The following is an 11,064-nucleotide window of genomic DNA, read 5'->3' as shown; positions in this document are numbered from 1 at the left end:
TGCAGATCGGCCGCTACCGGCTCGTGGACGCCGCCCCTCCCGCCGAGGGCCTGCCGCCGCTGCGCCTCGTGGTCTCCCCGCGGACCGAGCAGCGGGCCCTCCGGGCCCTTGCCCCCCAGCCGGCCATGATGGCCACGTTCATCGACGCCTACGGGCCATACCCATTCGAGGACTACACCGCGGTCGTGGCCGACGAGGAGCTCGAGATCCCGCTCGAGGCCGCGAGCATGTCGCTGTTCGGCACCAACCACCTGGACGGCTCGTGGGAGTCCGAGCGGCTGATCGCCCACGAGATGTCCCACCAGTGGTTCGGCAACGCCGTGACCCTGGGCCGCTGGTCCGACCTGTGGCTGCACGAGGGCTTCGCCTGCTGGTCCGAGTGGCTGTGGGCCGAGGCCTCGGGGCGGTCCAGCATCACCTCGATGGCGCGGCGGGCCTGGCAGAAGCTGGCCGCGCACCCGGTGGAGCAGGCGCTGGCCGAGCCCGGGCCGGAGGAGATGTTCGAGGACTGGGTGTACAAGCGCGGCGCGCTCACCGTGGAGGCGCTGCGGCACCTGCTGGGCACGGACCTCTTCGGCTCCATGCTGCGCGCCTGGGTGCGGGAGCACCGGTTCGGCACCGTCGACTCCCTGGGGCTGCGCACGCACGTGCACGCGTGGGCCCCGCACGCCGGGGTGAGCCGAGCGCAGGTGGACGAGCTCTTCGACGCGTGGACGCTGCGGCCCGAGCTGCCGCCGTTCCCGGGCTGAGGCGCCCGCGCGGTCGACTCAGCGGCCCCGCAGCGCCAGCGCCCCGAGGAGACCGCCCGGCAGCCGGTCGGTGAGGTCCACCAGCACGACGTCGGCCGGCACGGTCAGTGCGTCGACGGCGGCGGGGTCGCCCGTGAAGCCGGTGCCGGCGGCCTTCACGAGCGCCTCCTTCCGCGTCCACAGCCGGGCCCGCGCGGCGGGCCTCTCGGGGGCGGGAAGCTCCCGCACCCGGGCGCGCTCCGCCGTCGAGAAGCCCACCCCGCCCAGGCCGTCCTCGTCCGCGAAGGCCGCGGCGTCCGCCCGCTCGACGTCCACCCCGAGGCCGAGCCCGTCGGCGGGCCGTGCCGGCGCCCACCACGCCCCGATCCGAGCCCGGTCCTCAGTGCCGGGCATCCGGACGCGCGTGAACGAGACGAGGGCGACCCGGCCGGGGGGCAGGCCGGTCAGCGCGGGGACGCCGTGCGCGGCCGAGCCGCAGCGCGGGCAGGCGTGCCGGAGCCCGAGCGGCCCCACCGGCACGCCCCAGGCCGCCGTCAGGGCGGTGCGCACCTGACCGAGCAGCGCGGAGACGGCGTCGGCCGCCCCCGCCGAGGCGGGGACGGCCGAGGTCAGGCCCCACGGGCCGGTCGCGACGGACACGGTCAGCGCTGGACCGCCCCGTGCCGCTGCGCCGCGAGCGCGGTGGCCGCGGCGCGGGCCTCGGAGACCTCCTCCGCGGTGAGCGTGCGGTCAGGGGCGCGGAAGCGCAGGGAGAACGCGAGGGACTTCCGCCCCTCCGGCACGCCCGCGCCCCGGTAGACGTCGAACAGCTCGACGGCCTCGAGCAGCTCCCCGGCACCCTCGGCGAGGGTCGCGCGCACGTCCCCGGCCACGACGGCCTCGTCCACCACGAGCGCCACGTCCTGCGTGCTCACGGGGAACGTGGACAGCGGTGCGGCGACCACGATCTCGGGGGCCGCGGCGCACAGCGCGTCCAGGTCCAGCTCCCACACGCTCGTGCGGGCGGGCAGGTCCTCGGCCTCGAGCCACTGCGGGTGCAGCTCGCCGGCGACGCCCACCACCCGGTCCCCGTGCTCGGTCACGACGACGAGCTCGGCCACCCGGCCCGGGTGGAACGCGTGGTGCCGGCCCTGCCGGACGGTCAGCTCGACGCCGAGGACGTCGGCCACGTCGAGGGCCCCGGCGATCGCGTCCTGCCAGTCCACCGGGCGGGGGTCGTGGTCCGGCCCGGGCGCCGAGTCGTGCCCGGCGTACAGACCGGCCACGTGCCACGGCTGAGCGGGGATGCCGGCCTCGAGGTCGGCGAGGACCTCGGCGGAGGGGTGGACCGCGCGCGGGGGGATCGTCGCCGAGCCCAGCTGCGCGCCGGGCAGGAAGACCAGCCCCATCTCGTACAGCGCCAGATCGCGGAAGCCGCGTCCGAGGTTGCGGCGCGCGGTCTCGACGAGGCCCGGCAGCAGCGACAGGCGCAGGTACCGGTACTGGGAGGCGATCGGATTGGCCAGGGCCACCATCGCCAGGGCCTGGCCCTGCGCGTCCGAGTCCGCCCCGAAACGCCGGTTCTGCTCCTCGGAGACGAACGGGTAGGCCAGCACCTCGGTGAGTCCCGCGGCCGCGAGCGCCGCCGACACGCGGCGACGCTGGGCCTGGCGGCGGGTGAAGCCGCGGCCCGGCGGGGCCACGGGCACCACGGAGGGGATCGCGTCGTAGCCGCGCAGGCGCGCGACCTCCTCGGCGAGGTCCTCGGGGATGCGCAGGTCCGTGCGCCACGACGGCGCGGTCACGGTCAGCCGCGGGGCGACGTCGGCGGCGGCCTCGGCGACGGTCACCTCGGCCCCCAGGGCCCGCAGCGTCACCACGACCTCGTCGGTCGTGTACGCCACGCCCACCAGGGCGGAGGGGAAGTCGGCGGCCATCTCGACGACGGCCGGCTGCGGCCGCGTCCCGACGTCGGTGACCCCGGGCTCGGCGGTGCCGCCGGCGAGCTCGACGAGCATCTGGACGGCCCGCTCGGCCGCCTCGTCGGCGATCTCCCAGTCGACGCCGCGCTCGTTGCGCTTCGACGCCTCCGAGGGCAGGCGGTGCCGGCGCCGCGTACGCGCGATCGACACGGGGTCGAAGTTCGCGGACTCGACCACGATCGTGGTGGTGGCGTCCGTGACCTCGGTGGCGGCCCCGCCCATGACGCCCGCCAGGCCGATGGGGCCGGAGTCGTCCGTGATGAGCAGGTCCTCCGCGTCGAGCTCGCGCTCCTTGCCGTCGAGGGTGGTCAGAGTCTCTCCGGCCCGCGCGCGGCGCACCACGATCTCGCCGGAGAGCGTGTCCGCGTCGTAGAAGTGCAGGGGCTGGCCCAGCTCCCACATGACGTAGTTGGAGATGTCCACCGGCAGGGAGATGGTGCGGATGCCGGCCAGGCGCAGGCGCGCGGCCAGCCACGGCGGGGTCGGGCGGGTCGCGTCCACGCCGGAGACCGTGCGGGCCACGAAGCGGGTGGCCCCGGGCTCGCCGTGGATCGGCGCGTCGTCGTCGATGCGGACGGCCGGGCCGGCGTCGTCGGCCGCGGGCGGGTGGACGGCGGCGGCCGGGTCCGTGAAGGGCACGCCGGTGGCGTGCGCGTACTCGCGCGCGACGCCGCGCATCGAGAACGCGTAGCCGCGGTCGGGCGTCACGTTGATCTCGGCGGCCTCGCCGTGCAGGTCCAGGACGTCCCGGGCGTCGGTGCCCGGCTCGGGGTCGAGCCCGAGGTCGCCGAGCACGATGATCCCGTCCGTGCCGTCGTCGCCCATGCCCAGCTCCGTGCTGGAGGCGATCATCCCGGCCGAGACGTGCCCGTAGGTCTTGCGGGGGCTGATGCGGAAGTCGCCGGGCAGCACCGCGCCGGGCAGGGTCACGACGACCTTGTCCCCGACCTCGAAGTTGTGGGCGCCGCACACGATGCCCTGCACGCCGGAGGGCTCGATGCCCTCGCCGGTGAGCGGCTGGGCGGCGCCCTCGGGAACCACCCGCACGGAGCACCAGTTGATGGTCTTGCCGTTCTTCTGCGGCTCGGGCTGCTTGGAGAGCACCTGCCCGACGACGATCGGGCCCTGCAGCTCGGCGGCCGGACGGTGGACGTCCTCCTCCTCGAGGCCGACGCGGACGAGGTCGGCCATCACGTCCTCGGCACGGTGCTCCGCGGGCACGGGGACGAACTCCCGCAGCCAGTCCAGGGGGATGCGCATGGATCAGACCTCCATTCCGAAGTGCTGGGAGAAGCGGACGTCGCCCTCGATCATGTCGTGCATGTCCGGGACCTCGTTGCGGAACATGAGCGTGCGCTCCACGCCCATGCCGAACGCGAACCCGGAGTACTCCTCCGGGTCCAGGCCCGCGGCGCGCAGCACATTCGGGTGCACCATGCCGCAGCCGCCCCACTCGATCCAGCGGGGCCCGCCCTTGGCGCCGGGGTGCCAGATGTCCAGCTCGGCGCTGGGCTCGGTGAACGGAAAGAAGTTCGGGCGCAGGCGGATGGCCGCCTCGGCCCCGAACATCTGGCGGGCGAAGTACTCGAGGGTGCCGCGCAGGTGGGCCATGGTCAGTCCCTTGTCCACGGCCAGGCCCTCGAACTGGTGGAACACCGGGGTGTGCGTGGCGTCCAGCTCGTCCGTGCGGAAGGTGCGGCCCGGGCACAGCACGTAGGTGGGGGCGCCCCGCTCGAGCAGGGAGCGCATCTGCACCGGGGAGGTGTGGGTGCGCAGCAGCAGGTGGGCCTCGGCCGGGGCCACGAAGAAGGTGTCCTGCATCTCGCGGGCCGGATGGTCCGGCGCGAAGTTGAGGGAGTCGAAGTTGAACCACTCGGACTCGAGCTCGGGGCCCTCCGCGATCTCCCAGCCCATGCCGACGAAGATCTCCGAGACACGGTCCATCGTCAGCGAGAGCGGGTGACGGGCGCCGACGCGGCGGCGACGGACCGCGGTGGTCACGTCCACCGTCTCCTCGCGCAGGATCCGCGCGGCCTGCTCCGCCTCGAGCACCTCGGTGCGGGCGGCCAGGGCCTTGCCCAGGCGGCCGCGTGCGGCGCCCATGAGCTTGCCGGCCTCCGCCTTGCGCTCCTTGGGCAGGGCGCCGATCGCCTTGTTCGCGAGAGTCAGGGGGGCCCGGTCGCCGGTGTGGGCCAGGCGGGCGGCCTTGAGCTCATCGAGGTCCGCCGCGGCCTCGTACGCGGCGAGCGCGGCCTGCACGGCGGCCTCCACCGCCTCCGCGTCCACGGGGGAGATCTCCGCCACGGGCGCGGTGGGTTCCGCGCCGGTCTCGGGGCTGGGTGTCATCAGGGCAACGACCTTCGCATGGGGGACGGTGGGACGCCCGTCAGTCTAGTGTCCGCCCCGGGCGCGCTCGGCCTAGGCTGAGGCGCATGACCGCCCCGGACTCCCTCGACGGCACCGACCCGCTGCTGCGGGGCGTGGGCCTGGACGCGCAGACCCGCTGCGCCCATTACGCCACGGCGCGGGACGTCGTCGCCCTGCGCTTCGCCTGCTGCCCCGCGTACTGGTCCTGCCACCGCTGCCACGCGGAGCTCGCCGACCACCCGGCCGTGCCGGTGCCGGCCGGCGACTTCGACCGGCCGCACGTGCTGTGCGGGGTGTGCCGCACCGAGCTGAGCGTGACCGCCTACCTCGCCCTCGAGGCCGCCGCCGATCCCGCGTGCCCGGCCTGCGGGGCGCCGTTCAACCCGGGCTGCGCCGCCCATGCCCCGCTCTACTTCGACGTCCCCGCGTCCGGGTCCCCCGCCGGTGAGGCCGATCCCGCGGCACAGCCATGACCGCCGCCCCCTCCCGGTCGTCGCCTCCGGCGCGCGTGCGGGCGCGCGGGCTGTGGAACCTGCTGAACCTGGCGACGCCACTGGGGCTGGTGGGCGCCGTCGTCGCCGGCTGCGCGCTGCGGCCCGGGCCGCACGGACTGATCGAGGCCCGCGGCTGGACGCACCGGTTCCCGGGCGGGGCCGCGTTCACGGTCGGCGACGTCGTGTTCACCCGCCCCGGCCTGCGCATGACGCCCGCGCTGTGGCGGCACGAGGCCGGCCATGCGGACCAGTACGCCCTCCTGCTGGGTCTGCCGTTCCTGCCGGCGTACGCGCTCGCGGCGGCGTGGTCGACGTGGCGGACCGGGGACCCGGCGTCGCGCAACGTCTTCGAACGACGCGCGGGCCTGGCCCTGGGCGGCTACGTCGAGCGGCCCGTGGTCCGCGGCCTGCGGCCGCGCCGCTGACGGGCACGGGCGGTCGCGCCGACGCGGACCCGGGGCCCGGGGAGGTCAGTGCAGGGTGCCGCCGGGGACGTCGAGGTCGGGGCCGCCGGCCAGCGCCGTCAGGGCGGCCTCGGCCACCGCGCGCGCCAGGTCGGCCGCGGGCAGCGCCGGGGTGTCCGGCGTCGGGCGGTGCTCGGCGTCCCACGGCACGTGGAGGAAGCCGGCGGCCCGGGCGGTGCCGGGGGCGTCGAGGAGGGCGTACATGACGTGGTTGCACACGAACGCGCCCGCGGACAGGGACGGCTCCGCGGCGACGCCGGCCGCCCGGATCGCGGCGACGGCACGCTTGGCGGGCAGGGTGGCGAACAGGGCCGCGGGCCCGTCGGCGCGCACGGGCCGGTCCACGGGCTGGTCCCCCGCGTTGTCCGGGATCCGGGCGTCCTGCAGGTTCACGGCCACCCGCTCGACCCGGACGGCCGCCGTGCCGCCGGCCAGCCCGACGGCGATCGCCACCTCCGGCCGGACCCGGTCGAGGGCCGCGGTCAGGGCAGACCCGGCCGCGCCGAACGCGCACGGCAGCTCGACCGCCTCGGCCGTCACACCCCGGTCCGCCAGGATGCCCACGGCGTCCCGTGCGGCGGCGGTCGACGGGTTGTGGACATCCCCGCCGAAGGGCTCGAAGCCCGTGAGCAGGACGCGGGTTACCGGGGCGGGTGCAGGGGAGGTCATGGCGACCACGGTAGGCGCGTCTGGGCGCCCGCGCCACGCCCGGACTCGAACACGCTTGCGGGTCGATTCGAACATGTGTTCTACTTCTGGCCATGCGATGGGAAGCGCAGACCCTGCGGTCCGAGGGCGGAGCCCAGCGGGCGACGGCCGGCACACCGGCCGGCTCCGCCGCCCTGCTGCCGCTCTCGGACCTGCAGCGGAGTGTCACCACCCCGGAGTTCGCGGGCGTCACCTTCCATGAGGTGGTCGCCAAGACCGCACTGAACTCGGTGCCGTCCGCCTCGGCAATGCCGTTCCGCTGGACCGTGAACCCGTACCGCGGCTGCACCCACGCCTGCCGGTACTGCTACGCCCGCAGCACCCACACCTTCCTCGAGCTCGATGCCGGAGCCGACTTCGACCGGCAGATCGTCGTGAAGGTCAACGTCGCCGAGGTGCTGCGCGCCGAGCTCGCCCGGCCCACGTGGGGCCGCGAGGCGGTGGCGTTGGGGACCAACACGGACCCGTACCAGCGGGCCGAGGGCCGCTACGCGCTGATGCCCGGGATCATCCGCGCCCTGGCGGATTCCGGCACCCCGTTCTCCGTGCTGACCAAGGGGACCCTGCTCGCGCGGGATGTGCCCCTGCTGCAGGCGGCCTCGCGTCAGGTGCCCGTGCAGGTCTCGCTGTCCCTGGCGATGCTCGATCCCGCCATCGCCGCCGCGGTCGAGCCGGGCACGCCGTCGCCGACCGCACGCCTGCGCCTGATCGAGCGGCTCGCCGCCGCGGGTGCGGACGTCACCGTCATGGCCATGCCTCTGCTGCCGTGGCTCACGGACGGGGACCGCGAGATCGACGCCCTCATGCGCGCGCTGGCGGACGCCGGAGCCGCGCGCGTCATGCCGGGCGCCCTGCACCTGCGGCCGGGCGCGAAGGAGTGGTACCTGGACTGGATCCGCCGTGAGCACCCGGATCTGCTGGCCGGCTACGAGCAGATGTACGCCCGGTCCGCCTACGCGCCCGAGTCGTACCGTCGCATGCTCACCCGGGTGGCCGGGGAGGCCGCCGCACGGCACGGCCTGGCCCGCGGCGGCGCCCACGGCATCCGGCGCGAGGACGGTCCCACGGCCCGGCGCACCCCGGCACCCCGGCCCTCCGCTCCGGCGGCGCAGCCCGCGCTGTTCTGACCGGTCCGCGGGGCGCGGCCGGCCGCGTGTCGACTCAGCGCCCCGCGGAGAACGCCGTGGCGGCGCCACGGAGCACCTCGGCCACGATCGGCCGGTCCGCCGGGATCCAGTCCAGGTGCCGCACGCCCGGCCCGGCGAGCGGCAGCCACGCCAGCAGATCGTGGTCCTGCAGGGCTCGGGGCCTCGCCCCCTCCTCCGCCAGGACGCCCCAGAACACCCGCATCCGGGCGCCGTTGGCCAGCTCCCACCCGGCCGGCTCCGGCGCCGCCACCTCGGGGCCGAGCCGCACGGCGACCCCGAGCTCCTCCCGACACTCCCGCAGCAGCGCCTCCTGGGCACCCTCCCCCGGCTCGACCTTGCCCCCGGGGAACTCCCAGAGTCCCCGCAGCGCGGCGGGCGCGCTGCGGCGGGCCGCCAGCAGGCGGGTCGGCGCGGCCGCATCGTCGAGCAGCGCGAGCCCCACGACCAGCCGCGGTCGCGCACCGTCCCGGGGCGACGTCGTCGGGCTGGCAGGGAGCACGGGGCGAGCAGGTGTGGCGGAGGTCATGAGCCCAGGCTAGCGAGGCCCCCGCCCCCGCAGACCGGAGTCCGTAGGCTGGGTCGGTGCCCACCCCCACTCCCGCCGCCGACGGCGCCCACGACCGTTCCCCCCGCGCCCCGCGTCCGACGCGCCCGGACCCGTCCATCCCACCGACCGCGCCGACGGGCCCCGGCGCGCTGCTGGGCGGCCGCCGCGTGCGTCTGCTGCCGGCCATCCTCGCGCTGGCCCTGGGCAGCTTCGCGATCGGCACCACGGAGTTCGCGATCATGGGGCTGCTCCCCCAGGCCGTGGCGGACCTGGGCATCGGGCTGGAGGCCGGCGGCGTGCTCATCTCGATGTACGCCCTCGGCGTGGTCGTCGGCGCCCCGCTGCTGGCGGCCGCCTTCGCCCGGGTGGACCGACGACTCACCAGCATCGTGCTGATGCTGCTCTTCCTCGCGGGCCACGTGGCCGCCTTCCTCGCCCCGGACGCGGCCACCATGATGGCCGCCCGCTTCATCTGCGGCCTGCCCCACGGGGCCTACTTCTCGGCGGCCGCCCTGGCCGCCGCGGACCTGGCCGGGCCCGCCCGCCGTGGCCAGGCCGTCGCATGGGTGATGGCGGGCCTGTCGGTGGCCAACGTGCTCGGCGTCCCGGCCGCCACCGCCCTGGGCCAGAGCGCGGGCTGGCGCTGGATGTTCGTCATCGTGGCGACGTGCGCGGCCCTGTGCGTGGCCGCCACCGCATGGCTCGTGCCGCCGGTCCCGGCGCCCGAGGGGGCGTCCGTGCGCCGCGAGCTGCGCGGCCTGGCGTCCGGGCGCCTGTGGGCCACGGTGGCCGTCGGCGTCCTCGGCTTCGCCGGCATGTTCGCCCTCTACACCTACATCGCCCCCCTGCTGACCACGGTGTCCGGCCTCGATGAGCGGTGGGTGCCCGCCGTCCTGGCCCTCTACGGGGTGGGCATGGTCGTCGGCACGCTCGTCGGCGGCGCCCTCACGGACCGCGACCCGGTGCGCACGCTGCGTCTGAGCTTCGCACTCAGCGCCGTCTTCCTTCTGGGCGTCGGCCTGACCGCGCAGTGGGCGCCCGTGATGGTGGTCTTCCTCTTCCTGGTGGCCGTCAGCGGCTCCGGGATCGCCCCGTCCCTGCAGGTGCTGCTGGTGGACTCCGCCCCCACCGCGCCGCAGTTGGCGGGCTCCCTGAACCACTCCGCACTGAACATGGCCAACGCCATGGGGGCCTGGGTCGGCGCGGCCGCGATCGGCGCCGGAGCCTCCCTGAGGACCCCGCCGCTCATCGGTGCCGCCATTGCCCTCGGCGGCCTCGTCCTCGCGCTCCTGCTGGTCCGACGCACCCCCGCCGTCGGCGCCGTCCCGCACGACGGCCCCTCCGCCGCCACCGTGTGAATCGCGTGCGGCGCGCTCGGTCCACGGGCGGCTGACCTCGCGATCGAGGGGTAGCGGGCCGTCAGAGGTGGCACAGGTGGAATCGGCTTGGCTAAGCTCCTTTCCGTACGTCATCATCCGCAACTCGAAAGGAACATCAGCATGTTCACCATCATCGCTTGGATCATTATCGGCCTCATCGCCGGTGCCATCGCTCGCCTGATTCTTCCGGGGCGACAGGGCTCCGGCTGGCTGGGTGCCCTCATCACGGGCCTCCTGGGTGCCGTTCTCGGTGGCTGGATCTCCACCCTGCTCGGCGGGGAAGGGCTCGGCGACGCGTTCAGCTGGCAGACGCTCATCTGGTCTGTGATCGGCGGCGTCATCGTGGCCTTCATCTGGCAGGCCATCACCAGCCGCCGCGGCACCCGCGTCTGAGCTGACATCGGCTGACCCGGCACCCGCCGGGTCGACCCCAGAAGGGGCGGGGATCCTCACGGATCCCCGCCCCTTCTGGCGTGTGCGTTCAGTCCCGCGTGGTCGGCGAGGCCATCGCCGAGGCGTAGAGGCACACCGTGGCCGCCGTGCCCACGTTCAGGGACTCCGCGGCGCCGTAGAGGGGCACGGCCACCCGGCGCTCCGCCAGGGCCAGCTCCGCCTCGTCCAGGCCCTGGGCCTCATTGCCGAACAGCCAGGCGGTGCGCGCCCCCAGCGACGCCGGGGACAGGGCGTCCAGTCGATCGGACCCGTGGCCGTCGGCGGCCCACACCTGTAGACCCGCCGCCCGGGCAGCCACCGCCACGTCCTCCGCCTGCACCCCCGCGAGCACGGGCAGGTGGAACAGGGACCCGGCGGTGGAGCGAACCACCTTCGGATTGAACGGGTCCACCGATCCGGCGGTGAGCACCACCGCGTCCGCGCCCGCGGCGTCCGCCGCGCGCAGCACCGTCCCCGCGTTGCCCGGGTCCTGCACGCGGCACAGCACGGCCGCCAGCGCCGCACCGTCGAACGCGTCCTCCAGGGCGGGCTGATCCGGGACGCGGGCCACGGCCACGACGCCCTGGCCCGTCACCGCGTCCGCCATGGCCGTCAGGACCTCGTCCGAGGCCTCCCGCACGAACACCCGCTCGCCGCCGTCGGGCCCGTCGGCGGCCACCCGCTCCACGAGGGCCGCCAGCTCCGAGTCCCGGTCGGCGAGCCCGGCGGAGACGTAGACCTGGGTGAGGACGCGACCGGCCGGCCACTGCCGCGCCGCGCCCGCCGGCCCCTCCCCCAGGTGCGCGCGCAGCGCC

General features: G+C 75.6%; 12 protein-coding genes. 6 read left to right on the top strand and 6 right to left on the bottom strand.

Translation table 11 applies throughout. The features are described 5' to 3' along the window. Nucleotides 1-749: M1 family aminopeptidase (locus SJ20_RS09795; RefSeq protein ID WP_044659792.1), on the top strand; the 749-nt coding region annotated here is incomplete at its 5' end. A gap of 18 nt (nt 750-767) precedes the next feature. Here SJ20_RS09795 and SJ20_RS09790 read toward each other — a convergent pair. From SJ20_RS09790 to pheS, 3 genes are read right to left on the bottom strand one after another with little or no spacing between them, the layout of a single operon-like run. After that, on the bottom strand, nt 768-1,388 hold the full coding sequence (locus tag SJ20_RS09790) for a 4'-phosphopantetheinyl transferase superfamily protein (protein ID WP_036337488.1): 621 nt from the start codon (nt 1,386-1,388) through the stop codon (nt 768-770). Nucleotides 1,389-1,390: 2 nt separating this feature from the next. Then, nucleotides 1,391-3,970 (bottom strand): phenylalanine--tRNA ligase subunit beta, encoded by a 2,580-nt coding sequence (pheT, locus tag SJ20_RS09785; protein WP_044659791.1) that lies wholly within the window; start codon nt 3,968-3,970, stop codon nt 1,391-1,393. Between the two features lie 3 nt (nt 3,971-3,973). After that, a complete protein-coding gene (pheS, locus tag SJ20_RS09780; RefSeq protein ID WP_012750956.1) occupies nt 3,974-5,056 on the bottom strand; it encodes a phenylalanine--tRNA ligase subunit alpha in 1,083 nt (360 codons plus the stop codon). Nucleotides 5,057-5,142: 86 nt separating this feature from the next. On the opposite strand from pheS, the gene SJ20_RS09775 reads away from it, so the two are divergent. Both SJ20_RS09775 and SJ20_RS09770 read left to right on the top strand, forming a co-directional pair. Next, nucleotides 5,143-5,550, top strand: coding sequence for a CHY zinc finger protein (locus SJ20_RS09775; RefSeq protein ID WP_044659790.1), 408 nt, complete (start codon nt 5,143-5,145; stop codon nt 5,548-5,550). Beyond that, the gene (locus SJ20_RS09770) at nt 5,547-5,996 is read left to right on the top strand and encodes a hypothetical protein (protein ID WP_036383186.1); all 450 of its coding nucleotides are present in this window, start codon (nt 5,547-5,549) and stop codon (nt 5,994-5,996) included. Before SJ20_RS09775 ends, SJ20_RS09770 begins: the two co-directional genes overlap by 4 nt. Nucleotides 5,997-6,041: 45 nt before the next feature. On the opposite strand, the gene SJ20_RS09765 is transcribed toward SJ20_RS09770, so the two are convergent. After that, the gene (locus SJ20_RS09765; protein WP_044659793.1) at nt 6,042-6,704 is read right to left on the bottom strand and encodes a hypothetical protein; all 663 of its coding nucleotides are present in this window, start codon (nt 6,702-6,704) and stop codon (nt 6,042-6,044) included. A gap of 92 nt (nt 6,705-6,796) precedes the next feature. Between SJ20_RS09765 and SJ20_RS09760 the strand changes: the two genes are divergently transcribed. Beyond that, the gene (locus SJ20_RS09760; RefSeq protein WP_041104195.1) at nt 6,797-7,870 is read left to right on the top strand and encodes an Rv2578c family radical SAM protein; all 1,074 of its coding nucleotides are present in this window, start codon (nt 6,797-6,799) and stop codon (nt 7,868-7,870) included. Between the two features lie 34 nt (nt 7,871-7,904). Here SJ20_RS09760 and SJ20_RS09755 read toward each other — a convergent pair whose 3' ends face one another. Further along, on the bottom strand, nt 7,905-8,417 hold the full coding sequence (locus SJ20_RS09755; RefSeq protein WP_041104197.1) for a (deoxy)nucleoside triphosphate pyrophosphohydrolase: 513 nt from the start codon (nt 8,415-8,417) through the stop codon (nt 7,905-7,907). A gap of 56 nt (nt 8,418-8,473) precedes the next feature. On the opposite strand from SJ20_RS09755, the gene SJ20_RS09750 reads away from it, so the two are divergent. Together SJ20_RS09750 and SJ20_RS09745 are read left to right on the top strand one after the other, a co-directional pair. Then, nucleotides 8,474-9,796 carry an MFS transporter gene (locus SJ20_RS09750; RefSeq protein WP_044659789.1) on the top strand — a complete coding sequence of 441 codons (1,323 nt, stop codon included), beginning with the start codon at nt 8,474-8,476 and terminating at the stop codon, nt 9,794-9,796. A gap of 141 nt (nt 9,797-9,937) precedes the next feature. Then, a complete protein-coding gene (locus SJ20_RS09745; RefSeq protein WP_036315639.1) occupies nt 9,938-10,210 on the top strand; it encodes a GlsB/YeaQ/YmgE family stress response membrane protein in 273 nt (90 codons plus the stop codon). 88 nt (nt 10,211-10,298) lie between these two features. On the opposite strand, the gene SJ20_RS09740 is transcribed toward SJ20_RS09745, so the two are convergent. Then, nucleotides 10,299-11,064, bottom strand: a 766-nt coding sequence (locus SJ20_RS09740; protein WP_044659788.1) for an RNA methyltransferase, incomplete at its 5' end; no start/stop codon positions are given.

It is taken from the genome of Micrococcus sp. MS-ASIII-49 (assembly GCF_000946635.1).
Taxonomy (GTDB): Bacteria; Actinomycetota; Actinomycetes; order Actinomycetales; family Micrococcaceae; genus Micrococcus; species Micrococcus luteus.
The sequence above is the reverse complement of the archived record's forward strand: the minus strand, read 5'-3'. Positions and strand labels throughout refer to the sequence as shown.

Excerpts from the sequence above, each read along its gene's own strand:
- SJ20_RS09760 (WP_041104195.1), top strand. The coding sequence starts at position 6,797 with ATGCGATGGGAAGCGCAGACCCTGCGGTCCGAGGGCGGAGCCCAGCGG.
- pheS (WP_012750956.1), bottom strand. The coding sequence starts at position 5,056 with ATGACACCCAGCCCCGAGACCGGCGCGGAACCCACCGCGCCCGTGGCG.
- SJ20_RS09765 (WP_044659793.1), bottom strand. The coding sequence starts at position 6,704 with ATGACCTCCCCTGCACCCGCCCCGGTAACCCGCGTCCTGCTCACGGGC.
- pheT (WP_044659791.1), bottom strand. The coding sequence starts at position 3,970 with ATGCGCATCCCCCTGGACTGGCTGCGGGAGTTCGTCCCCGTGCCCGCG.
- SJ20_RS09770 (WP_036383186.1), top strand. The coding sequence starts at position 5,547 with ATGACCGCCGCCCCCTCCCGGTCGTCGCCTCCGGCGCGCGTGCGGGCG.
- SJ20_RS09745 (WP_036315639.1), top strand. The coding sequence starts at position 9,938 with ATGTTCACCATCATCGCTTGGATCATTATCGGCCTCATCGCCGGTGCC.
- SJ20_RS09775 (WP_044659790.1), top strand. The coding sequence starts at position 5,143 with ATGACCGCCCCGGACTCCCTCGACGGCACCGACCCGCTGCTGCGGGGC.
- SJ20_RS09755 (WP_041104197.1), bottom strand. The coding sequence starts at position 8,417 with ATGACCTCCGCCACACCTGCTCGCCCCGTGCTCCCTGCCAGCCCGACG.